The sequence below is a fragment of the Sporichthya polymorpha DSM 43042 genome (assembly GCF_000384115.1).
GTDB lineage: Bacteria > Actinomycetota > Actinomycetes > Sporichthyales > Sporichthyaceae > Sporichthya > Sporichthya polymorpha.
Genome location: NZ_KB913029.1, coordinates 4328652 through 4349904, shown reverse-complemented (window position 1 = coordinate 4349904; position 21253 = coordinate 4328652). Strand labels below are relative to the sequence as shown.

The window sequence follows — 21253 nt, the reverse complement described above, 5'->3', positions numbered from 1 at the left end:
GCTGTGGAGAGGTACGTCGATGACCGCTGTCCTGCCCGACTCCGAATCCGACACTGCCGCCCGGACCCGGACCGTGCGGGCCGCCTGCCCGCACGACTGCCCCGACACCTGCGCGATGCGCGTGACGGTGGTCGACGGCGTCGCCACCGAGGTCCGCGGGGACCCGGACCACCCGTTCACTCAGGGCGGTCTGTGCGTCAAGCTCAACAACTTCGTCGACACGGTGTACTCCCCCGGCCGCGTGCTGTACCCGATGCGGCGCACCGGCCCGAAGGGCAGTGGGCAGTTCGCCCGCATCAGCTGGGACGAGGCGCTCGACGAGATCGCGACCCGGTTCCACGAGATCGCGGACACCTACGGCCCCGAGGCGATTCTGCCCGCGAGCTACCTCGGCACCCAGGGCATCCTCAACGGGCTCAACGTCGGCGATCCGTTCTTCAACAAGCTCGGCGCGACGATCAGCGAGCGCACCTATTGCGACTCCGGGGCCTCGACCGCCTACGTCATGACGCTGGGCCCGGCCGCCGGTGTCGACCCGGAGAGCTTCGTCCACTCGAAGTTCATCCTGATCTGGGCCTGCAACCCGATCAGCACCAACCTGCACCTGTGGCCGTTCATCGCCGAGGCGCAGCGGCGCGGGGCGAAGGTCGTGGTCGTCGACCCGCTGCGCACGAAGACGGCCAAGCACGCGGACTGGCACATCCCGATCCGGCCCGGGACCGACACGGCGCTCGCGCTCGCGATGATGCACGTGATCATCGGCGAGGGCCTGCACGACGCCGACTACGTCGCGAACCACACCGTCGGGTTCGACGAGCTCGCCGAGCGGGTGCGGCAGTATCCGCCGGAGTGGGCGGCCGAGCAGACCGGCGTCCCCGCCGACGACATCCGCACGCTCGCGCGGGAGTACGCGACGACGCAGCCGTCGATGATCCGCATCGGCGTCGCGATCGAACGGCACGCGGGCGGTGGCCAGACGGTGCGCGCGCTGACCTGCCTGCCGGGTCTCGTCGGCGCCTGGCGGCGGCCCGGCGGCGGCATCCTCGCCCTGCCGCTGTGGGCGTTCCCGGTGAACTGGCCGGCCCTGCTCGGCGCGGAGCTGATTCGGCCCGGCACGCGCGTCGTCAACCAGTTCCTGCTCGGCCGCGCGCTGACCGGCGAGCTCGAGCTCGACCCGCCCATCCAGGCCCTGATGGTCTACAACACCAACCCGCTCGTGGTCTGCCCGGAGCAGGACAAGCTGCTGGCCGGGCTGGCCCGCGAGGACCTGTTCACGGTCGTCTCCGAGCACTTCCAGACCGACACCGCCGACTACGCGGACATCGTGCTGCCGGCGACGACCCAGCTCGAGCAGGACGACGTCATGTTCAGCTGGGGGCACTTCTACATCACGCGGAATAACCGGGCGATCGAGCCGCTCGGCGAGGCCATCCCGAACACCGAGCTGTTCCGCCGCCTCGGGCAGCGGATGGGCTTTCCCGAGCCCTACTTCACCCGCACCGACGACGAGATGATCGCCGCGGCGTTCGACTGGTCCGCCCCGCAGATGGAGGGCATCACGCCGGAGTCCCTCGCCACCGACGGCTGGGCCCGACTGCGGCTGCCCGACGCCGACTCCTACGCGCCCTACGCCGAGGGCGGGTTCCCGACGCCGTCGGGAAAGGTCGAGTTCACCGCGGCCGCGGCGGCCATGGGGAACTTCGTCCTCGGGCTGTTCCGGCAGGGCTCGGAGGAGCACCAGCCCGGGCAGGCGGTCGACCCGCTGCCGCACTGGATCCCGCCGCGCGAGTCCGCGTTCGGGCCGGACGCCGGGAACCGGCTCAACCTCGTCTCGCCGAAGTCCCACGCCTACCTGAACTCGAGCTTCGCCGACCAGCCGCAGCAGCGGCGAATCCAGGGCGAGCCCGCGCTGCTGATCCACCCGTCCGACGCCGCGGCGCGGAACATCGCCGACGGCGACGCGGTGCGGGTCCACAACGAGCGCGGGTCGTTCGTCGTCGTCGCCAAGGTGACGGACGAGACCGGTCCCGGCGTCGTCGCCGTCCACATGGGCGGCTGGCGCAAGCACGCGAAGGAGCTCGCCACGGTCAGCGCGGTGACCCCGTTCGAGTTCGCGGACCTCGGCAACGCCCCGACGTTCTCCGACACCTGGGTCGAGGTCGACCTCGCCTGACGGAGCGTCGCCGCCGGTGCCCTACTCGTCGGCCTTCTTCGAGGGCTCGCCGAGCAGGGTGCCGGCGTGGGCCTTCGCGGTCGGGTCCTGCCGGGTCTTGATCAGGCTGGCGACCGTCACGATCGTCAGCACGACGACGATGACGCCGAGGCTGACCGGCGTGCTGATCTGCGGGGCGTCGTGCCAGACGTCCTCGTGCAGCCAGTGCAGGACGAGCTTGACGCCGATGAAGCCCAGGATGATCGCGAGGCCGGTGGACAGGTACACCAAGCGGTCGAGCAGGCCCTTGACGAGGAAGAACAGCGCCCGCAGGCCCATCAGCGCGAAGGCGTTGGCCGCGAAGACGATGTAGGCCTCCTCGGTGACGCCGAAGACCGCGGGGATCGAGTCCAGGGCGAAGAGGAGGTCGATGGACCCGATCGCGATCAGCACGACGAGCAGCGGGGTGACCATTTTGCGGCCGTCGATCTTGGTGATCAGTTTCCCGCCGACGTACTCGTTCGTCACGGGCAGCAGGCGGCGCGCGGCCTTGACCACGCCGTTGTTCTCGATGTCCGGGTCCTCGTCACGGTGCCGGAAGAGCTGGACCGCGGTGAACAGGAGCAGGAGCCCGAAGAGCAGGAACATGAACGAGAACGCCGCCAGCAGGGCCGCGCCGGCCATGATGAAGATCGCGCGCATCGCCAGCGCCAGCACGATGCCGAACGTCAGCACCTTCTGCTGGTAGGCCTCGGGCACCGCGAACGTCGTCATGATGATGACGAAGACGAACAGGTTGTCGACGCTCAGGCTGTACTCGACGATGTAGCCGGCGAAGAACTCGGTCCCGTAGTCGCCGCCGTGCGCCATCGTGAACCAGATGCCGAACGCCACCGCCACGCCGACGTAGAAGATCGTCCACGCGATCGCCTCGCCGAACCCGACCTTGTGGGGTCGCAGCACGCCGAGAATCAGGTCGAAGGCCAGCAGGCCGACCACCAGGGCGACCGTCAGCGTCCAGGTGAGTCCGCTGATCTCCAGGTCCATGTGCGCCCTTCCTCGTCAGGACGCCGCTCGCCCTGCCTAGGAACCTACGACCCGGACCGCGGCAAGGTTCCGCTTGCCCCGGCGAAGTACGAGCCAATCCCCGTGAAGCAGGTCACTCGCCGCCGGAACGGCCGCCTCCTCGGTGACCTTGACGTTGTTCACGTAGGCCCCGCCCTCGGAGATGGTGCGGCGGGCGCTGTTGTTGCTCTTCTCCAGGCCGGTGGCGACCAGGAGCTCCGCCACGGTCGGCAGCGGCCCGCTGACGGTGGTGCTGGGGAGCTCGCCGAGCGCGGCGGCGAGGGTCGCGGCGTCGAGGTCCCGGAGCTCGCCGCGGCCGAACAGGGCCGAGCTGGCGAGCTGGACCGCGGCGGTCTGCTCGGCGCCATGGACGAGCGTCGTCAGCTCCTGCGCGAGGGCGCGCTGGGCCTCCCGGGCGCCCGGGCGCTCGGCGGTCGCCTTCTCCAGCTCCTCGATCCGCTCCTGAGGCAGGAACGTGAGGCACTTGAGGTAGCCGATCACGTCCCGGTCGTCGGTGTTCACCCAGAACTGGAAGAACGCGTACGGGCTCGTCAGCGCCGGGTCGAGCCACACCGTCCCGGACTCGGTCTTGCCGAACTTGGTGCCGTCGGCCTTGGTGAGCAGCTGAGTCGTCAGCGCGTGGGCCTTGCCCGCCTCGATCCGGCGGATCAGCTCGGCTCCGGCTGTGATGTTGCCCCACTGGTCCGAGCCGCCGATCTGCAGCGAGCAGCCGTGGCGGCGGTAGAGCTCGAGGTAGTCCATCGACTGCAGCAGGACGTAGCTGAACTCGGTGTAGGAGATGCCCACCTCGGAGTTCAGACGCTTGTCGACGGCGTCGCGCGCCAGCATCCGGTTGACCGGGAAGTGCTTGCCGATGTCGCGGAGGAAGTCGATCGTCGACAGCGACGCGGTCCAGTCGAGGTTGTTGACCATGAGCGCCGGGTTGTCGCCGGTGAAGTCGAGGAACGGCTCGATCTGGGCGCGGATCCTCCCGACCCACTCCCCGACGACGTCCTTGGTGTTCAGGCTCCGCTCGGACGTCTCCTTCGGGTCGCCGATCAGCCCGGTGGCACCCCCGACGAGCGCGATGACCCGGTGCCCGGCCTGCTGGAACCGGCGCAGCGTCAGCACCTGCACCAGATGCCCGACGTGCAGGCTCGGCGCGGTCGGGTCGAAACCGCAGTACAGCGTGACCGGGCCGGCCGCGAGCGCGGCGGTCAGGGCGTCGGGATCGGTGGTCTGCGCGACGAGGTCGCGCCAGCGGAGGTCGTCCAAGATGGTCACGGGGCGGAATTCTCTCACCGCGGGTTCCCCCGCTGCTTCCGAGTTCCGGCGCGGTACGCGCTGACGGTCGGGTCGTCGGCCAGCCAGAAGCGCCAGGGCCGCGTCGCCCCGGCGCTGACCCCGACCCGAGGGCCGGTGCGGATCTCCGCCCTCGGGGACGTGCTGCGCCGGACCCGGACCTCCCGCCCGGCGACGACGTCGGCCCCGTTGTGCTCCGGGCCGAGCCCGAGCGCCCGGACCAGGTTGGCCGGGCCCCGGGCCAGCGCGGTGTCGCGCGTCACGGCGGGGCGGTGGGTGCGGGCCACGTCGATCCCGTCGACGACCTCGCCCGCGCGCAGCAGGACCGCGGCGGCCGTGCCGTCCGGTCCGCAGACCAGGTTCGCGCAGTGGTGCATCCCGTACGTGAAGTAGACGTAGAGGTGTCCGGGTGGGCCGAACATCACCCGGGTTCGCGGGGTGAGGCCCCGGTAGGCGTGGGAGGCCGGGTCGTTGGCCCCGTCGTAGGCCTCGACCTCGGTCAGGCGGACCGCGACGGGGCCGGCGACGATCACCGCGCCGAGCAGGTCGGCGGCGACGTCGAGGACCGGGCGGTCGTAGAACGACCGGGGCAGGGTGTCGGAACGGGCCACCGGGGCACGTTATGGCAGTGCGGATACTCGTGACCGGGACGACCGGCTACATCGGCGGGCGCCTGGTCCCCCGCCTCCTCGACGCGGGCCACGAGGTCCGGGCCCTCGCCCGTGACCCCGAGAAGCTCCGGGACGTGCCCTGGCGCGACCGGGTCGAGGTCGTCCGGGGCGACGTGACCGACGCGGACGCCATGGCGAAGGCGTGCGGCGACGTCGACGTCCTGTACTACCTCGTGCACTCCCTGCAGCGGAGCAGCTTCGAGTCGGTGGATCGCCAGGGCGCGCTGATCACCGCCGACGCGGCGCGGGCGGCCCGCGTGGGCCGGATCGTCTACCTCGGCGGGCTGCGCCCCACCGACGGTGAGGACCTCTCGCCCCACCTCGCCTCCCGGAGCGAGGTCGGCGAGATCTTCCTGCGCTCGGGCGTCCCCGCGGCGGTGTTCGGCGCGGCGGTGATCCTCGGCGCCGGGTCGGCGAGCTTCGAGATGCTCCGGTACCTGACCGAGCGGCTGCCGGTGATGGTCACCCCGCAGTGGGTGGATCGGCGCGTGCAACCGATCGCGGTGCGGGACGTCCTGCACTACCTGGTCGGCGCCGCCGAGCTGCCACCGGAGGTGAATCGGACGTTCGACATCGGCGGACCGGACGTCCTGACGTACCGCCAGATGATGCAGCGGTACGCCGCGGTGGCCGAGCTGCCGCACCGGCGGGTGCTGCCCGTCCCGTTCCTGACGCCGAGGCTGAGCTCGCACTGGGTCAATCTCGTGACCCCGGTCCCCCGCAAACTCGCGGCGCCGCTGATCGAGTCGCTGGTGCACGAGATGGTCTGCACCGAGCACGACATTGCCCGCTACGTCCCCGACCCCGGCGGCGGGCTGACACCGTACGACCGCGCGGTCGAGCTGGCGCTGGCGCGGGTCCGCGCCGGCGAGGTCGAGACCCGGTGGTCGGACGCAGCCGTCGGCGACACCCCCGCCGACCCGCTGCCGAGTGACCCGGACTGGTCCGGCGGCAGCGCCTACGTCGACGAGCGCCGGGTGGAGGCCGCCGCCGACCCGGACCGCCTGTGGGCGGTCGTGACCGGGATCGGCGGCGACAACGGGTGGTACTCGTTCCCGCTCGCGTGGTCGGTGCGGGGCTGGCTGGACCGCCTCGTCGGCGGCGTCGGGCTCCGCCGGGGCCGCCGCAACCCGACCCGGCTCCAGGTCGGCGAGGCGCTCGACTGGTGGCGCGTCGAGGCCCTCGACGACACCGGTCCCGAACGGCTGCTGCGACTGCGCGCGGAGATGCGCGTTCCCGGCCGTGCGTGGCTCGAACTCGGTGTGAGCGCGGGATCTGACGGAGGATCGGTCTATCGCCAGCGCGCCGTCTTCGTCCCTTCCGGCCTTGCCGGCCAGCTCTACTGGTGGGCGGTCTGGCCCTTCCACGGCATCGTCTTCGGCGGCATGACCCGCAACATCGTCACCGCCGCCGAGCGCCCCGCGTAATCCCTTGCGTCCGAAGATGTGGCTGCCATAGCGACCACATCGTCGGACGCTACGGCCGGCCAGGTCTAGGGTCGCCCTGTTCGCCGTTGGCAGTCAAGGTCCCGGATGTCTCTTGTGACCGCCCTCACCATGCTCCGGCGCGGGGCAGTGGGAACAACTTGCATGGCGCACAGAGCTGTCACGAGGCGACGCCCGCGCCGAAGAATCGGCGGACTGGATGGTGTCCCGCGTTGACCCTGCGGCACAGTCACTGACGCGGCGTCAGAAGATAGTGACGCAAGGGGCTAATGAGGCCTTGACACCACTAGAACATACGTTCGAACGCGGGTAGAATCGTGGTATGTCCGCAGGGGTGGGGATGCATCCGGCACTGGCGACGATCGCCGGTGCTGTGGAGGACGTCCGCAAGGTGGCGGCGATGCTGACCGCGGACGAGGTCTGGACGCTCACCGACGCTGATCTGGAACTGATGGTGCGGGCGCAGTCCGAGCTCGACTCCGCCGTCGCGGCGGTCGGGGTGCGGGCGGTGCGGGAGGCCGATGTCCGCGGGCTCTCTCTGGCCGACGGGAAGATCTCCACCGCGGTCTGGCTGGGACAGAAGCTGAACCTGCACCCGGTCGAGGCGCGGCAGCGCGTCAAGGACGCCGACATCCTGTCCCGCAAGGGCATCGCCACCGTCGAGGCGTTGGCCGAGGGGAAGCTCAATCGCGACCAGGCCCGTGCGGTCGGGCGGAGTCTGCGCAAGATCGAACCCATCGGCTCGGCATCGGAACTCGCGAAGGCGGAGACGTTCCTGCTGGCCAAGTCCCACGGCGTGGACCCCGGGGCGATCCTGCGCCTGGGTCGGCACATCGAAGAGGTCATCGACGAGGACGGCAAACCCCCGGCACCCGACCCGGACGACCCCACCGGCGGCGCCCCGGCAGAGTCGAAGCGAGCGGCCCGCGCGCAGCGCAAGCGGTCGCTGACGATCACCGATCTGGGCAACGGGCTGCACCGCATCCGCGGTGAACTGACTGACGAGGTCGCCGCCCTGGTCAAGGCCGCCCTCGACCCCCTCGCCGCCCCGCGACCCGCCGTGAACGGCCAACGCGACGAACGATCAGCGCCGCAACGCAGGCACGATGCGCTCGGGGACGTGTTCCGCCAGTTCCTGCGCTTCGGGGATCTGCCCCCGTCCCACGGGGTGCGTCCGCACCTGCATGTGACCGCGTCGGTGGAGACGATGGCCGGGGACACCGGGCACCCGTTTGCGAGGACCGCGACCGGTGAGGACCTGGACATCGCGACCGTGCAGCGGATCGCCTGCGACGCGGGGATCACCCCGATCGTGGCGAACACCCTCGGGGTGCCGTTGGCGATGGGCCGCGAGGTCCGCACCGCCACCCCGGCCCAGTGGGCGGCGCTGGTCGCCCGGGACATCGGGTGCATCGGCGAGGGTTGTACCCGTCCGGCCGCGTGGTGTGAAGCGCACCATATTGAGTGGTGGGACCGGGACGAGGGCCCGACCGACGTGGACAAGATGGCCTTGGTGTGCTCCCACGAACACTATCTGATCCATCATCAGGGCTGGGGTGTGCGGATGGCCGCCGACAGCCACCCAGAAATGATTCCCCCGAAGTGGGTTGATTCCGAACAGAAGCCAAGACGCAACGCGCACTGGCAACTGGTCCGCGACGGGCTCAAGGTTCCACCCGAGGAACCGGACCCACCATCACCGGAAGCCCGCCGCCGCGAATAGCCCCGCGGTCAGGCGGGGTGTGACGTCCGAGGGTGTGGTTGCAATAGCAGCCACATCGTCGGACGCTACGGGTGGTCGGGGTCGCCGAAGGTCTCGCGGAGGAGGGTCTCGGCGGCCCAGGCGGTGACCTTGCGGGCGGTGCGTTCGTCGACGCCGCAGACGTCGCGGAGGGTGATCATCGCCTCGGGGCCGGAGAGCAGGCACAGGGCGGTGATCAGCCGGTCCCAGTCGGCCTTGGAGATCTGGCTGCGGAGCGGGGCGAGGGTCTGGGCGTACCAGCGGCGCCGACGCCCCTCCCGGATCGTCGGGGACGACTCCCCGCCGGCGACGGCGGCAAGCCACTGGTCCTGGTAGAGCCGCGCCGCCTGGCGGTACTGGCCCTCCGCCTCGAAGGTGTTCCGGAGGAACGCCTCCATCACGGCGAGGGTCCGCTCGCGGGCGTCCGACTCGTCCACCGGGCGCGCGACGAGTTCCTCGATCGATTCGACGCCGGCGGTCACGGTCAGCTCGGTGAGCAGTGACTCCTGAGTCGGGAAGTAGCGGTACGCCGTCGTACGCGAGACGAGCGCGGCCTCCGCGGCCTGCGCGACGGTCGGCGTCGTTCCGGCGTCGAAGAGCTCCTGCGCCGCAGCGACGATCGCCGCGCGGGTGCGCAGTTTCTGATTTACCCGCCCGCGACTGGGCGTCAGATCTTGACGTGGCACTGGCATTCCTTCATGGTACTCCAGTACCACGACGGCATCCTGATTCCGTGAGGTTTCCCATGATTCCCACCGCCCTGCCGAAGACCCGTCTCACTCCCACCCTCATCGCCCCCGAGACGTTCCTCGTCCACGACCACCAGGGCGAGGGGTCCGCGCCCGTGTGTGTCGCCCTGAACTCGATGGTCATCCGCGGCCGCGAGCCCGTCATCGTCGACACGGGTGAGGCCGCCAACCGCGAGCGCTGGTTCGAGGACGTCTTCTCCCTCGTCGAGCCGGAGGACGTCCGCTGGCTCTTCATCTCCCACGACGACGCCGATCACACCGGCAACCTGCACGAACTGATGGACCGTTGTCCCAACGCCACGCTGGTCATCAACTGGTTCATGGTCGAGCGCATGGGCGGCGGCCTGAGCACGATCCCGCCGTCCCGCTGGCGCTGGGTCTCGGACGGCGAGTCCCTCGACGTCGGCGACCGCGTGTTGCAGGCGGTCCGGCCGCCGGTGTTCGACGCGCCGACCACCCGGGGGCTGTACGACCCGGTCACCGGCGTCTACTGGGGTTCGGACACCTTCGCGACGCCCATGCTCGCGCCCGTGCCGGTCGTCGACGAGTTCGACCAGGACTTCTGGTTCGAGGGCATCGCGACGTTCGGCCAGTACGTCAGCCCCTGGCTACTGCTGGCCGACGAGCGGCGCTGGCAGGCCACGGTCGACCGCGTGGCAGCACTCGACCCGACCGTCGTCGTCGGGTGCCACACCCCGGCGGTGATGGGCCGGGACCGCGTTGCGCAGGCGATCGAGGCGACCCGGCGCACGCCGTCGACCGTCGTCGCGGCCCAGCCGGACCAGGCCGTCCTCGACGAGATCAACCGGGTCCTGGGAGCCGCTGCCTAGTGGTATCTGAACTGATACCATCCTCGCGTGGACATCGCGGCGCAACTGAAGCGGGCGAGGGCGAGGGCCGGCCTGAGTCTCCGTGAACTGGCGGAGCGGGCCGGCACCTCGCACTCGACGCTCGCCGCCTACGAACAGGGCCGGGTCACACCGAACGTCGAGACGGCGGAGCGCATCCTGCGGGCCGCCGGCTACGAGTTGAACTCCCGCCTCGTCGTGCACATCGACGAGGCGAAGCGCGAACGCCAGATCCGCGACGTGCTGCTGCTGGCCGGCGCCTTCCCAACTCGTCACTCCCCGACCCTGCAAGCCCCTCGCTTTCCGGGCACCCGGTGAACATCCTCGATCGGGTGCTCGCGCTGCACGACGCGCTCGGCGAGGTCCCGCACGCCTTCGGTGGGGCGCTGGCCCTGGCCTGGTGCACGGCGGATCCGCGAGGTACCAGCGACATCGACCTCAACATCTTCGTCCCCACCGACGAGGCGGGCCGCATCCTGGACGCCCTGCCGGCGGGAGTCCTGGTGTCGCGGAAACACCGCACGCTTCTCCGCCGCGACGGTCAGGTCCGGGTCCTGTGGGACGAGACGCCGGTGGACCTGTTCCTGAACACCACGGCCTTCCACGAACAAGCGGCGGCCCGGGTGGTCACACGGCCGTTCGAAGGACGTCCCCTGCCGTTCCTGGCCTGTGGCGACCTCGCGGTCTTCAAGGCGTTCTTCAGTCGGTCCAAGGACTGGGTCGACCTCGAGGAGATGGCCGGCGCCGGACGCCTCGACGTCGCCGAGGTGGTGGCCGTACTCAGCGAGTACCTCGGCGGCGACGACCCGCGGGTCGCCAAAGTGCTCGCGCTGCGCAACGTCTCTTGACGCTCAGGCGTTCGCCCAGGCGCGCTGCGCGGCGATCTCGCCCTGCAGCGCGGCAAGTTGCTCGTCGACCCGGGACTGCGCGGTCCCACCTCGCGCGTCCCGCGACGCGATGGAGCCTTCGACGGTCAGCACCTTCCGCACGGCCGGCGTGAGGTGCTCCGAGATCGCCGCGAGGTCGGCGTCGGAGAGGTCTGCGAGCTCGATGCCCTTGCCCTCGCAGACCCGCACGCACTCCCCCGCCACCTCGTGGGCGACACGGAACGGCACACCCTGCCGGACGAGCCACTCCGCGATGTCGGTCGCCAGCGAGAACCCGGCCGGCGCCAGCTCGGCGAGACGGTCGGTGTGGAAGCGCAACGTCGCCATCATCCCGGTGAACGCAGGCAGCAGGACCTCGAGCGTGTCGACGGAGTCGAAGACCGGCTCCTTGTCCTCCTGCAGGTCCCGGTTGTACGCGAGCGGCAGACCCTTCAGCGTCGCCAGCAACCCCGTCAGATTCCCGACGAGGCGACCGGCCTTGCCGCGGGCCAGCTCGGCGATGTCGGGGTTCTTCTTCTGCGGCATGATCGACGACCCGGTCGAGAAGGCGTCGTCGAGAGTGACGAAGGAGAACTCCTTGGTCGCCCAGAGGATGACCTCCTCGGCCAGCCGGGAGAGGTCGACGCCGATCATCGCGAGGACGAACGCCGCCTCGGCGGCGAAGTCCCGCGACGCGGTCCCGTCGATCGAGTTCGGCGCGGAGCTGTCGAAACCGAGTTCGGCGGCGACCTGTTCCGGGTCCAGGCCCAGCGACGAACCGGCCAGCGCGCCGGAGCCGTAGGGCGAGACGGCCGCGCGCTTGTCCCAGTCCTGCAACCGCTCGACGTCCCGCGCGAACGCGTGGACGTGGGCGAGCAGGTGGTGGGCCAGGAGCACCGGTTGCGCGTGCTGCAGGTGCGTGCGGCCGGGCATCGCCGCGCCGGGGTGGGCGGCGGCCTGCGTGACGAGGGCGTCCTGCAGGTCGGCGAGGAGCAGGGTGATGCGACGCGCGGCGTCCCGCAGGTACATCCGGAACAGCGTCGCGACCTGGTCGTTGCGCGAGCGGCCCGCGCGCAGTCGGCCACCCAGCTCCGGCCCGACCCGCTCGATCAGGCCGCGCTCGAGCGCGGTGTGCACGTCCTCGTCCGCGACCGTCGGCGTGAAGGCCCCCGCCTCGACGTCGGCCAGCAGCCGGTCGAGACCGGCGAGCATCCCGGCGAGGTCGTCGTCGGAGAGCAGCCCCGCCCGGTGCAGCACCCGGGCGTGCGCCTTCGACCCGGCGATGTCGTACGGGGCGAGCCGCCAGTCGAAGTGCACCGACACCGACAGGGCCGCCAGCGCGTCCGCCGGCCCAGAGGCAAATCTTCCGCCCCACAACCGGAGCGCCTCGTCGCTCATGACTTCCCTTCGTTGCGTCCGGCCAACTGTGGCCTATAGCCCACAGTTGGCCGGACGTAAGAGCTACTTGGTGCGGGCGTCGCGGCCCATGGCGATGCGGGAGGACATGCCGAACAGCTCGATGAAGCCCTTGGCCATCGACTGGTCGAAGGTGTCCTCGGCGTCGTAGGTCGCGAGGTTGTAGTCGTAGAGCGACTGCTCCGAGCGACGGCCGGTGACGACGGCGCGGCCGGCGTGCAGGGTCATGCGGATGTCGCCGGAGACCGGGGCGTTCGCCTCCTCGAGGAACGCGTCGAGAGCGTTCTTCAACGGGGAGAACCACAGGCCGTCGTAGACCAGCTCGGACCAGCGCTGCGAGACCCCGCGCTTGTAGCGGGCGAGCTCGCGCTCGACGGTGACGTTCTCGAGCTCCTGCTTGGCCGTGATCAGCGCGATCGCGCCGGGGGCCTCGTAGACCTCGCGGCTCTTGATGCCGACCAGGCGGTCCTCGACCATGTCGAGGCGACCGACTCCCTGCGCACCGGCGCGGACGTTCAGCTGCTCGATGGCCTGCAGCATCGTGACCGGCTTGCCGTCGATCGCGACGGGGACGCCGGAGGCGAAGGTGATCACGACCTCGTCCGGGTTCCGCGGGGTGGCCGGGTTCTGGGTGTAGCTGTAGATGTCCTCGATCGGGCCGTTCCAGACGTCCTCGAGGAAGCCGGTCTCGACGGCGCGACCCCAGACGTTCTGGTCGATCGAGTACGGCGATTTCTTGGTGACGTCGATCGGGAGGTTGCGCTCCTCCGCGAAGGCGATGGCCTTGTCGCGGGTCATGCCCGAGTCGCGGACCGGGGCCAGCACCTTGAGGTCCGGCGCGAGGGCGCCGATCCCGACCTCGAAGCGGACCTGGTCGTTGCCCTTGCCGGTGCAGCCGTGGCCGACCATCGAGGCGCCGTGCTCGCGCGCGGCGTCGACGAGCGCCTTGACGATCGTCGGGCGCGAGAGCGCGGAGACGAGCGGGTACCGCTCCATGTAGAGCGCGTTGGCCTTCAGTGCCGGCAGGCAGTAGTTGTCGGCGAACTCGTCCTTGAGGTCGAGGACGATCGACTCGACCGCGCCGCAGTCGAGCGCGCGCTGGCGGATGACGTCCATGTCCTCGCCGCCCTGGCCGACGTCGGCCGCGACGGCGACGATCTCTGCCCCGGTCTGGGCCGCGATCCAGCCGATGCAGACGGAGGTGTCGAGACCTCCGGAGTACGCGAGAACGACGCGCTCGGTCATGTCTTTGCTCCTTGACGCTTTGAATCGGCTGGTGCTGTGGCGAGCGAGAGGAAGTACGCGGCGACCGCGGCCCCGCCGTTGGGGTCACGGGTGATGACGAGGACGGTGTCGTCCCCGGCGATCGTGCCGAGCAGATCGGGCAACGCGGCCTGGTCGACCGCGGAGGCGAAGAACTGCGCCGCGCCGGGTGGCGTGCGCAGGACGACGAGGTTGGCCGAGGCCTCGGCCGAGACGAGCAGCTCCTCGGCGATGCGGGCGAGCTTGGCCTGCGGGGCGCCGGGCTCGGGGACGCGCGGGGTGCGGTCACCCCCCTCCCCGGGGACGGCGTAGACGAGGGAGCCGTCGGCGTCCCGGATGCGGACGGCGCCGAGCTCCTCGAGGTCACGCGAGAGCGTCGCCTGGGTGACGGCGAGCCCGTCGTCGCCGAGCAGGCGGGCCAGCTCGTTCTGCGACCGCACCGGCGCGCGGCCGAGCAGCTCGACGATCCGGCGGTGCCGGGCCGCCTTGGTGGCGGGGATGCTGATCGTCATACCGACCGCCCCGCCTGCCTGGCCGACTGCGCCGACTTCTCCAGCAGCCAGACCAGCAGCGCCTTCTGCGCGTGCATGCGGTTCTCGGCCTCGTCCCAGATCGCCGACTGCGGCCCGTCGAGCACCTCGGCGGTGACCTCCTTGCCGCGGTACGCCGGCAGACAGTGCAGGACGATCGCCGTCGGGTCGGCGAGACCGAGCAGCGCGGAGTCCAGCTGGAACGGCGCGAACGCCGCCTCCCGGGCTTCCTGGTCGGACGGGCTGTCGGACTGACCCATCGACACCCACGTGTCGGTGGTCAGGACGTGCGCGCCGCGGCACGCCTCCTTGGCGTCGTCGGTGACGGCGACCGAGCCCCCGGTGGTCGCCGCGATCTCCTGCGCCCGCGCGACGAACTCGGGGTTCGGCGCGAAGCCGGCCGGGCAGGCGATGCGGACGTGCAACCCGGCGGTCGCTCCCCCGACCAGGTACGAGTGCGCCATGTTGTTGGCGCCGTCGCCGAGGTAGGTCAGCGTCAGCCCGGCGAGCCGGCCGTGCCGCTCCCGCACGGTCTGCAGGTCGGCGAGGACCTGGCACGGGTGGAACTCGTCGGTGAGCGCATTGACGACCGGGACGGTGCTGATCGACGCCATCTCGTCGATGCGTTCCTGGCCGAAGGTCCGCCACACGATCGCCGCGCACTGCCGGTCGAAGACCCGGACGGTGTCGGCGATCGGCTCGCCCCGGCCCAGCTGCGACGACGCGGCCTCGATGACCAGCGGGAAGCCCCCGAGCTCGGCGATCGCGACGCAGAACGAGACGCGGGTCCGGGTCGAGTGCTTGTCGAACATGACCGCGACCGTCCGCGGCCCGGCGAGGGCCTGCGACGCGAAGCGGTCGGCCTTGAGCCGGTCCGCGAGGTCGAGGACTTCGAGTTGCTCGGCCGGAGTCAGGTCATCGTCGCGCCGGAAGTGACGGATCGTCATGCTGTGCCTCTCGCCTGCGCGCTCGCGGCGTCGAGGATCGCCGGCAGGGCCGTGACGAACTCCGAGACCTGATCCGCGGTCAGGACCAGTGGCGGCGCGAGCCGGATCCGGCCCGGCTGCACGGCGTTGACGAGGAACCCGGCCTCGCGCGCGGCCGCCTCCACGTTGGCCGACACGTCGGCGGTGAGGACGATGCCGAGCCAGAGGCCCCGGCCCTCGACCTTGCCGAGCAGCGGGTGGTCGATCGCCGCGATGCCGTCGGCGAGCTGGCCTCCGACCTTGACCACGTGGTCAAGCAGGCCCTCGGACTCGATGACGTCCAGCACGGTCAGCGCCGCCGCGCAGGCGACCGGGTTGCCGCCGAACGTGGAGCCGTGATCGCCGCGCTGGAACGTGCCGCCGAACGACCCGAGGCCGACGCACGCCCCGATCGGCAGACCGCCGCCGAGGCCCTTCGCGAGGGTCAGGACGTCGGGCGTCACGCCCTCGTGCTGGTGGGCGAACCACGCTCCGGTCCGCCCGATCGCGGACTGGATCTCGTCGAGGACGAAGACCGCACCGGTGGCGTCGCAGACCTCGCGGGCGACGGCGAGGTAGCCCGCCGGCGGCGGGACGACACCGCCCTCACCGAGGGTCGGCTCGAGGAACACGGCCGCGGTGTCGGAGTCGACCGCGGCGCGCAGCGCGTCCGCGTCGCCGTAGGGCACGAAGGCCGTGTGCCACCCGTACGGCGCGAACGGCTCGCGGATCGACGCCTTGCCGGTGATCGAGAGCGCGCCCAACGAGCGGCCGTGGAACGAGTTCTCCGCCGCGACGATCTTCGTCCGCGTCGGCGCGTGCCGGCGCACCAGTTTCAGCGCCGCCTCGTTCGCCTCGGTGCCGCTGTTGCACAGGAAGACGCGCGAGTCCGAGCCCGCGACCCCGAGCAGGTCGAGCAGGCGCTCGGCCAGCGCGATCGCCGGCTCGTGCAGGTACAGGTTGGAGGTGTGGGCCAGCGCGGCGACCTGCCGACTGACGGCCTTCACCAGTTCGGGATGGCCGTGGCCGAGGGAGGTCACGGCGATACCGCCGAGCAGGTCGAGGTAGCGCTTGTCGTCGACGTCCCAGACCTCGGCGCCGCTCCCGACCTTGAGCGCGACCGGCGGGGTGCCGTAGTTCGGCATCAGCGCGGCGTCCCACCGCGACTGCAGGGCGTTGGTGTGAGGACCCGTCATGACTCGCCTCCCGGCTTGGCCCCCGGCACGACCATGGTTCCGATGCCTTCGTCGGTGACGAGCTCGAGCAGCACCGAGTGCTCCACCCGCCCGTCGAGGACGTGCGCCGCGGGCACGCCGCCGCGCACGGCGTGCAGGCACGCCTCCATCTTCGGGATCATGCCCGAGCTCAGCGACGGCAGCATCGCGGCGAGCTCGTCGGCGCTCAGTTGGGAGATCACCTCGTCGTCGTCCGGCCAGTTCGCGTACAGGCCCTCGACGTCGGTGAGCATGACGAGCTTCTCGGCGCCGAGGGCGACCGCGAGCGCGGCCGCCGCGGTGTCGGCGTTGACGTTGTAGAGCTCGCCGTCGGACCCGCGGGCGACGCTGGAGACGACCGGGATCCGGCCGTCGCTGAGCAAGCCCTCGACGACACCCGGGTCGACCTCGGTGACCTCGCCGACCTGGCCGAGGTCGACCTCCTCGCCGTCGACGAGCGCACCGCGGCGGGTGGCGGTGAACAGTCGCGCGTCCTCACCGGAGAGCCCGACGGCGTAGGAGCCGTGCGAGTTGAGCCGGCCGACGATGTCGCGCTGGACCTGGCCGACCAGCACCATCCGGACGACCTGCATCGCCTCGGGCGTCGTGACGCGCAGCCCGCCGGCGAAGTGCGAGGAGATCCCGAACCGGTCGAGCGCCGCGGAGATCTGTGGCCCGCCGCCGTGCACGATGACCGGCTGGATCCCGGCCAGGCGCAGGAAGACGACGTCCTCGGCGAAGGCGTCCATCAGCGCCTCGTCGGTCATCGCGTTGCCGCCGAACTTGATCACGACGGTGCGGCCGCGGAACCGGCCCAGCCACGGGAGGGCCTGGACGAGGACGGCGGCGCGCTCCTGCGCGGTGTCGAGTCTGCTCATGTCGGTTTCAGGGCCTCAGGTCGAGTAGGCGCTGTTCTCATGCACGTAGTCGTGCGTGAGGTCGTTGGTCCAGATCGTGGCGGTGGCGTCGCCGGCCTTCAGGTCGATCACCACGTTGACCTGACGTCCCGTCAGGTCAACCTTGTCCCGGGACTCCCCCACCCCGCCGTTGCGGCAGACCGGCACGCCGTTGAAGGAGACGTCGAGCGCGTTCGGGTCGAACGTCGCCGACGTCGTGCCGACCGCGGCCAGGATGCGGCCCCAGTTCGGGTCGTTGCCGAACACGGCGCACTTGAACAGGTTGCTGCGCGCAACGGACCGGCCGACCTCGACGGCTTCGTCCTCGGTCGCGGCGTTGACGACCTCGATCGCGATGTCGTGGGCTGCGCCCTCGGCGTCGTGGAGCAGCTGGAGCGCGAGGTCCAGGCACACGGTCCGGACGGCGGCGGCGAACTCGGCCGGGTCCGGCTGCACGCCGGACGCGCCCGAGGCCAGCAGGAGCACGGTGTCGTTGGTCGACATGCACCCGTCGGAGTCGACGCGGTCGAAGCTGACGCGGGTCGCGTCCCGCAGCGCCGCGTCGAGCCCGGCGGGGTCGACGTCGGCGTCGGTGGTCAGCACGACGAGCATCGTGGCCAGCCCTGGGGCGAGCATGCCCGCGCCCTTGGCCATGCCGCCGACGGTCCAGCCGGACCCGGTCGCGACGGCGTTCTTCGGCACGGAGTCGGTGGTCATGATCGCGACCGCCGCGTCCGGGCCGCCGTCCGCGTTCAGCGCCCCGGCGGCGGCGTCGACGCCCGCGAGGAGCTTGTCCATCGGCAGCCGCTCGCCGATCAGGCCGGTCGAGCACACGGCGACGTCACCGGCTGAGATGCCCAGCACCTCGGCGACGTGCTCGGCCGTGCGGTGCGTGTCGCCGAAGCCCTCGGGACCGGTGCAGGCGTTCGCCCCGCCGGAGTTCAGGATCACGGCGTCGACCCGGCCGTCGGTGACGACCTGCCGGCTCCAGACCACCGGTGCGGCCTGGACCCGGTTCGAGGTGAACACCGCCGCGGCGGCGTGCGAGGGCCCGTCGTTGACGACCAGCGCGACGTCGGGCTTGCCGGACGCCTTGATCCCCGCCGTGACGCCCGCGGCCCGGAACCCGGCCGGTGCGGTCACGCTCACGGCGCGACCCCGATCGCGGAGAGCCCGAGGGTCTCCGGCAGACCGAGCGCGATGTTCGCGTTCTGCAGGGCCTGGCCGGCGGCGCCCTTGCCGAGGTTGTCGATCGCGGAGACCACGACGGCCCGGCCCGAGTCGGGGTCGGCGGCGGCCTGCAGCTGCACCGAGTTCGCGCCGAAGGTCGCGGCCGTGTGCGGCATCTGGCCCTCGTCGAGGAGGAAGACGAAGGGCTCGTCGGCGTAGGCCTTGTCCAGGGTCGCGCGCAGGGCGGCGGTGTCGACGCCCGACTTCAGCTTCGCGGTGCAGGTGGCGAGGATGCCGCGCGGCATCGGCGCGAGCAGCGGGGTGAACCCGACCGACACCCGGGTCCCGGCGGCCAGCGACAGCCCCTGCGTGATCTCCGGCGTGTGCTGGTGCGCGCCCCCGATCTTGTACGGGGACAGGTCGCCCATGACCTCGGAGCCGAGCAGGTTCGTCGCGGCCTTGCGTCCGGCGCCGGACGTCCCGGACGCGGCGACGACGACGATGTCGTCGGTCTCCACGAGGCCCGCCGCGAGCAGCGGGCCGAGCGCGAGCGTGACCGACGTCGGGTAGCACCCGGGGTTCGCGATGCGCTTGGCCCCGGCGATTCGGTCCCGCTGTCCCGCGAGTTCGGGCATGCCGTACACCCAGGTCCCGGCGTGGGGCAGCTGGTAGAAGCGCTCCCACGCGGCGGCGTCGTCGAGCCGGAAGTCGGCGCCGAGGTCGACGACCAGCTGGTCGGGCCGCAGCGTGGCGGCGATGGCCGCCGACGCCCCGTGCGGGAGTGCCAGGAAGACGACGTCGGCGTCCTCGAGCAGCGCAGGATCGCTGGGGGCGAGCGTCTGCCCGGCGTAGGTCACCAGGTTGGGGTGCACGGCGGTCACCGGCTCCCCCGCCCGCGAGTCCGCCTGGGCGACGACCACGTCCAGCTCCGGGTGGGCCGCGAGCAGGCGCAACAGCTCGCCGCCCGCGTAGCCGCTGGCTCCGGCGACGGCCGTCCGCATACCCACGGGGCACTCCTTCGATCCGTTGTACATAGAAATACGTTCGTCGGAAGAATTATACGGCCAGCTCACCCGACCGGCGCAAACGGGATCTGGGGCCCGTGGGGCCGAAGGTACCGTCGCGGTCCATGACCACCATCGGCCTGTGCATGATCGTCCAGGACGAGGCAACCGTCATCGAGCGGTGCCTGACGTCCGTCCGCGACCGGATCGACCACTGGCTGATCGTCGACACCGGCTCGACCGACGGTACGCCCGACCTGGTCGCCAAGCTCCTCGGCGATCTCCCCGGCCGGCTCTACCAGCGGCCGTTCGTCGACTTCGGCTACAACCGCACCGAGGCTGTTCAGGCGGCCCGGGTCGGCGCGGACTACACCTTGCTGATCGACGCCGACGAGGTCCTGATCAGCGCCGACGAGTTCGCCTGGCCGGAGCTCGAGGCCGACATCGTCGAACTCGCCCACATGACCGGCAACCAGACCCGACGCCAGCCCGTGCTGCTGGCCAACCGGCGGTCGTGGCACTTCGCCGGCCCGCTCTTCGAACGCCTGGTCACCGACGCCGGGGACTCGCGCGCCTTCCTGCCGAACCTCGTGGTCCGGGAGTTCAAGGACGGCAACCGCCACACCGCGGTCACGCCGATCGAGCGCAACACCCTCGACGCCCGCGTGCTCGAGGCCGCCCTCCAGGACCTGGCCCCCGCCGCAGTCGCCGAGGGCGCCGAGACGCCCGAGGACGGGACGCCGGCGCCCGCCGGGCCCGATCCGCTGGCGCTGTACCTCCGCTACCGTCTCGCCGGTTGCTACCGCGACAGCAACCGGGCCGCGAAGGCGCTCGAGGCCTACGCCCGGCGCGTCGCGCTCGGCGGGGACCGTGGCGAGGTCGCGGAATCCCTGCTCCAGATCGCGCACCTGCTGCAGCGCTCCGGCGCCGAGCCCGACCGCGTCGTCGCCGCGTACCTCAACGCCTGGGAGGCGATGCCGACCCGCGCGGAGCCGCTGACCGACCTCGCCGGGTACGCCCGCGAGCAGGGTCGCTACTCGCTCGCCCGCATGATGTCGGCCCGCGCCCTGGAGATCCCGCCCCCGGCGGACGCGCCTTACATCGACGAGACCGTCTACCGGTGGCGCAGCCAGGACGAGTACGCGGTCGCCTCCTACTGGACCGGCAACGTCCTCGAGTCCGCGGTCGCCAGCCACGACCTGATCGCCCGGGGCGTGCTCCCGGACGCCGAGCTCGCCCGGGTCGAGCAGAACCTCGCGTTCGCCCGTGCCCGCTGCGAGGAGGCGGGCCTGTCCGTCACCCCGGAGGCCGCCGCGGCCGCGATCGCCGCCGCCCGCGCGGCCGTCACCGTGCCGGCCCCGGCCGCGCCCTCGAGCGCACAGTCGGCTGCCCCGGCACCGGCCACGCCGCCGGAGACCGCCGAGGACCTCGAGGACCGGCACGCCGCGGACGCCGTCGACGTCGAGGAGGAGGACCCCCACGACGACGCGGCCCCGGTCGTGGCCGCGGCCTCACCGCCCCCGGCCGGGTTCCTCGCCCGGCCGGCCGGGCCGTCGGGGGCCGAGGCCGAGGCCCGGATCCCGGTCCCGATGGCCGCCCTCGACGACAAGGCCCACCAGTTCCGGGGCCTGATCCCGGCTCCCGAGCCGGAGCGCAGCCGGGACTGAACCCCGGGGCAGGTGCGGCTCAGGCGTCGCGGTCGTCGACCGCGGTGACGCGGTCGCGCTGGGCGGGGATCAGGGCGGCGGGGAACGCCCCCGCGTCCCCGTTGCCCGTGCCCCGGCGCTGCGCGGCGCGCTTGCCCGCTCGACTGCGTCCCTGTGCCAGCCAGGCTTCGGCTCGCTCCCGACCTGTCATGACGACCCCCCTCGTCCCGGTCGAACAGACCGGACATGAAGTCCGGTACCACTCTTAGCGGACCACTGGTGACACCCGGGGCGCATGTGCCGTACGGGT

General features: G+C 71.5%; 20 protein-coding genes. 7 read left to right on the top strand and 13 right to left on the bottom strand.

Annotated features, from left to right (window positions below; genetic code table 11):
- The first annotated feature begins 19 nt into the window (after nucleotides 1–19).
- Nucleotides 20–2173 (top strand): molybdopterin-containing oxidoreductase family protein, encoded by a 2154-nt coding sequence (locus SPOPO_RS0121165; RefSeq protein WP_019877071.1) that lies wholly within the window; start codon nucleotides 20–22, stop codon nucleotides 2171–2173.
- A gap of 21 nt (nucleotides 2174–2194) precedes the next feature.
- Here SPOPO_RS0121165 and SPOPO_RS0121160 read toward each other — a convergent pair whose 3' ends face one another.
- Genes SPOPO_RS0121160 through SPOPO_RS0121150 form a run of 3 tightly spaced genes read right to left on the bottom strand, consistent with a single transcriptional unit; the run spans nucleotide 2195 to nucleotide 5130 of the window.
- On the bottom strand, nucleotides 2195–3199 hold the full coding sequence (locus tag SPOPO_RS0121160; RefSeq protein ID WP_019877070.1) for a TerC/Alx family metal homeostasis membrane protein: 1005 nt from the start codon (nucleotides 3197–3199) through the stop codon (nucleotides 2195–2197).
- 36 nt (nucleotides 3200–3235) lie between these two features.
- The gene (gene tyrS / locus SPOPO_RS0121155) at nucleotides 3236–4501 is read right to left on the bottom strand and encodes a tyrosine--tRNA ligase (protein ID WP_019877069.1); all 1266 of its coding nucleotides are present in this window, start codon (nucleotides 4499–4501) and stop codon (nucleotides 3236–3238) included.
- Between the two features lie 14 nt (nucleotides 4502–4515).
- Complete coding sequence (locus tag SPOPO_RS0121150) at nucleotides 4516–5130, bottom strand: DNA-3-methyladenine glycosylase (RefSeq protein WP_019877067.1); 615 nt, start codon at nucleotides 5128–5130, stop codon at nucleotides 4516–4518.
- A gap of 11 nt (nucleotides 5131–5141) precedes the next feature.
- Here SPOPO_RS0121150 and SPOPO_RS0121145 point away from each other — a divergent pair, with 11 nt between their 5' ends.
- Complete coding sequence (locus SPOPO_RS0121145) at nucleotides 5142–6617, top strand: DUF2867 domain-containing protein (RefSeq protein WP_033385137.1); 1476 nt, start codon at nucleotides 5142–5144, stop codon at nucleotides 6615–6617.
- 340 nt (nucleotides 6618–6957) lie between these two features.
- Nucleotides 6958–8358: an HNH endonuclease signature motif containing protein gene (locus tag SPOPO_RS30910; protein WP_245541735.1), complete on the top strand. Its 1401-nt coding sequence runs from the start codon at nucleotides 6958–6960 to the stop codon at nucleotides 8356–8358.
- A 65-nt stretch (nucleotides 8359–8423) separates the two neighbouring features.
- Here the strand turns inward: SPOPO_RS30910 and SPOPO_RS30905 are convergent, their stop codons facing one another.
- Nucleotides 8424–9068 carry a TetR/AcrR family transcriptional regulator gene (locus tag SPOPO_RS30905; RefSeq protein WP_033385135.1) on the bottom strand — a complete coding sequence of 215 codons (645 nt, stop codon included), beginning with the start codon at nucleotides 9066–9068 and terminating at the stop codon, nucleotides 8424–8426.
- A 53-nt stretch (nucleotides 9069–9121) separates the two neighbouring features.
- Between SPOPO_RS30905 and SPOPO_RS0121130 the strand changes: the two genes are divergently transcribed.
- From SPOPO_RS0121130 to SPOPO_RS0121120, 3 genes are read left to right on the top strand one after another with little or no spacing between them, the layout of a single operon-like run.
- On the top strand, nucleotides 9122–9955 hold the full coding sequence (locus tag SPOPO_RS0121130) for an oxygen-binding di-iron domain-containing protein (protein ID WP_019877063.1): 834 nt from the start codon (nucleotides 9122–9124) through the stop codon (nucleotides 9953–9955).
- A gap of 27 nt (nucleotides 9956–9982) precedes the next feature.
- Complete coding sequence (locus SPOPO_RS33115; RefSeq protein WP_019877062.1) at nucleotides 9983–10291, top strand: helix-turn-helix domain-containing protein; 309 nt, start codon at nucleotides 9983–9985, stop codon at nucleotides 10289–10291.
- Complete coding sequence (locus tag SPOPO_RS0121120) at nucleotides 10288–10821, top strand: hypothetical protein (RefSeq protein ID WP_019877061.1); 534 nt, start codon at nucleotides 10288–10290, stop codon at nucleotides 10819–10821. The genes SPOPO_RS33115 and SPOPO_RS0121120 overlap by 4 nt, the downstream gene beginning before the upstream one ends.
- A gap of 3 nt (nucleotides 10822–10824) precedes the next feature.
- Here the strand turns inward: SPOPO_RS0121120 and argH are convergent, their stop codons facing one another.
- The 8 genes from argH to argC all read right to left on the bottom strand — a co-directional run bounded on the left by argH (nucleotide 10825) and on the right by argC (nucleotide 19300).
- A complete protein-coding gene (gene argH, locus SPOPO_RS0121115) occupies nucleotides 10825–12237 on the bottom strand; it encodes an argininosuccinate lyase (RefSeq protein ID WP_019877060.1) in 1413 nt (470 codons plus the stop codon).
- A 63-nt stretch (nucleotides 12238–12300) separates the two neighbouring features.
- Complete coding sequence (locus SPOPO_RS0121110; protein WP_019877059.1) at nucleotides 12301–13500, bottom strand: argininosuccinate synthase; 1200 nt, start codon at nucleotides 13498–13500, stop codon at nucleotides 12301–12303.
- Nucleotides 13497–14030, bottom strand: a complete 534-nt coding sequence (locus SPOPO_RS30895; protein ID WP_019877058.1) for an arginine repressor — start codon at nucleotides 14028–14030, stop codon at nucleotides 13497–13499. Before SPOPO_RS30895 ends, SPOPO_RS0121110 begins: the two co-directional genes overlap by 4 nt.
- Nucleotides 14027–14995, bottom strand: coding sequence for an ornithine carbamoyltransferase (gene argF / locus SPOPO_RS0121100; RefSeq protein ID WP_019877057.1), 969 nt, complete (start codon nucleotides 14993–14995; stop codon nucleotides 14027–14029). Before argF ends, SPOPO_RS30895 begins: the two co-directional genes overlap by 4 nt.
- Nucleotides 14992–16209: an acetylornithine transaminase gene (locus SPOPO_RS0121095; protein ID WP_019877056.1), complete on the bottom strand. Its 1218-nt coding sequence runs from the start codon at nucleotides 16207–16209 to the stop codon at nucleotides 14992–14994. Before SPOPO_RS0121095 ends, argF begins: the two co-directional genes overlap by 4 nt.
- On the bottom strand, nucleotides 16206–17105 hold the full coding sequence (argB, locus tag SPOPO_RS0121090) for an acetylglutamate kinase (protein ID WP_019877055.1): 900 nt from the start codon (nucleotides 17103–17105) through the stop codon (nucleotides 16206–16208). Before argB ends, SPOPO_RS0121095 begins: the two co-directional genes overlap by 4 nt.
- A 15-nt stretch (nucleotides 17106–17120) precedes the next feature.
- A complete protein-coding gene (gene argJ / locus SPOPO_RS0121085; RefSeq protein WP_019877054.1) occupies nucleotides 17121–18272 on the bottom strand; it encodes a bifunctional glutamate N-acetyltransferase/amino-acid acetyltransferase ArgJ in 1152 nt (383 codons plus the stop codon).
- The gene (gene argC / locus SPOPO_RS0121080) at nucleotides 18269–19300 is read right to left on the bottom strand and encodes an N-acetyl-gamma-glutamyl-phosphate reductase (protein WP_028984987.1); all 1032 of its coding nucleotides are present in this window, start codon (nucleotides 19298–19300) and stop codon (nucleotides 18269–18271) included. The genes argJ and argC overlap by 4 nt, the downstream gene beginning before the upstream one ends.
- A gap of 122 nt (nucleotides 19301–19422) precedes the next feature.
- On the opposite strand from argC, the gene SPOPO_RS30890 reads away from it, so the two are divergent.
- Nucleotides 19423–20964, top strand: a complete 1542-nt coding sequence (locus SPOPO_RS30890; protein WP_019877051.1) for a glycosyltransferase — start codon at nucleotides 19423–19425, stop codon at nucleotides 20962–20964.
- A 19-nt stretch (nucleotides 20965–20983) separates the two neighbouring features.
- Here SPOPO_RS30890 and SPOPO_RS34510 read toward each other — a convergent pair whose 3' ends face one another.
- Nucleotides 20984–21154 carry a hypothetical protein gene (locus SPOPO_RS34510; RefSeq protein WP_019877049.1) on the bottom strand — a complete coding sequence of 57 codons (171 nt, stop codon included), beginning with the start codon at nucleotides 21152–21154 and terminating at the stop codon, nucleotides 20984–20986.
- Nucleotides 21155–21253 lie beyond the last annotated feature (99 nt).

Excerpts from the sequence above, each read along its gene's own strand:
- SPOPO_RS30895 (WP_019877058.1), bottom strand. The coding sequence starts at position 14,030 with ATGACGATCAGCATCCCCGCCACCAAGGCGGCCCGGCACCGCCGGATC.
- SPOPO_RS0121145 (WP_033385137.1), top strand. The coding sequence starts at position 5,142 with ATGGCAGTGCGGATACTCGTGACCGGGACGACCGGCTACATCGGCGGG.
- SPOPO_RS34510 (WP_019877049.1), bottom strand. The coding sequence starts at position 21,154 with ATGACAGGTCGGGAGCGAGCCGAAGCCTGGCTGGCACAGGGACGCAGT.
- SPOPO_RS0121165 (WP_019877071.1), top strand. The coding sequence starts at position 20 with ATGACCGCTGTCCTGCCCGACTCCGAATCCGACACTGCCGCCCGGACC.
- argF (WP_019877057.1), bottom strand. The coding sequence starts at position 14,995 with ATGACGATCCGTCACTTCCGGCGCGACGATGACCTGACTCCGGCCGAG.
- SPOPO_RS0121160 (WP_019877070.1), bottom strand. The coding sequence starts at position 3,199 with ATGGACCTGGAGATCAGCGGACTCACCTGGACGCTGACGGTCGCCCTG.
- SPOPO_RS30905 (WP_033385135.1), bottom strand. The coding sequence starts at position 9,068 with ATGCCAGTGCCACGTCAAGATCTGACGCCCAGTCGCGGGCGGGTAAAT.
- argH (WP_019877060.1), bottom strand. The coding sequence starts at position 12,237 with ATGAGCGACGAGGCGCTCCGGTTGTGGGGCGGAAGATTTGCCTCTGGG.
- SPOPO_RS0121130 (WP_019877063.1), top strand. The coding sequence starts at position 9,122 with ATGATTCCCACCGCCCTGCCGAAGACCCGTCTCACTCCCACCCTCATC.
- argB (WP_019877055.1), bottom strand. The coding sequence starts at position 17,105 with ATGAGCAGACTCGACACCGCGCAGGAGCGCGCCGCCGTCCTCGTCCAG.
- SPOPO_RS30890 (WP_019877051.1), top strand. The coding sequence starts at position 19,423 with ATGACCACCATCGGCCTGTGCATGATCGTCCAGGACGAGGCAACCGTC.
- SPOPO_RS30910 (WP_245541735.1), top strand. The coding sequence starts at position 6,958 with ATGTCCGCAGGGGTGGGGATGCATCCGGCACTGGCGACGATCGCCGGT.
- SPOPO_RS0121095 (WP_019877056.1), bottom strand. The coding sequence starts at position 16,209 with ATGACGGGTCCTCACACCAACGCCCTGCAGTCGCGGTGGGACGCCGCG.
- SPOPO_RS0121110 (WP_019877059.1), bottom strand. The coding sequence starts at position 13,500 with ATGACCGAGCGCGTCGTTCTCGCGTACTCCGGAGGTCTCGACACCTCC.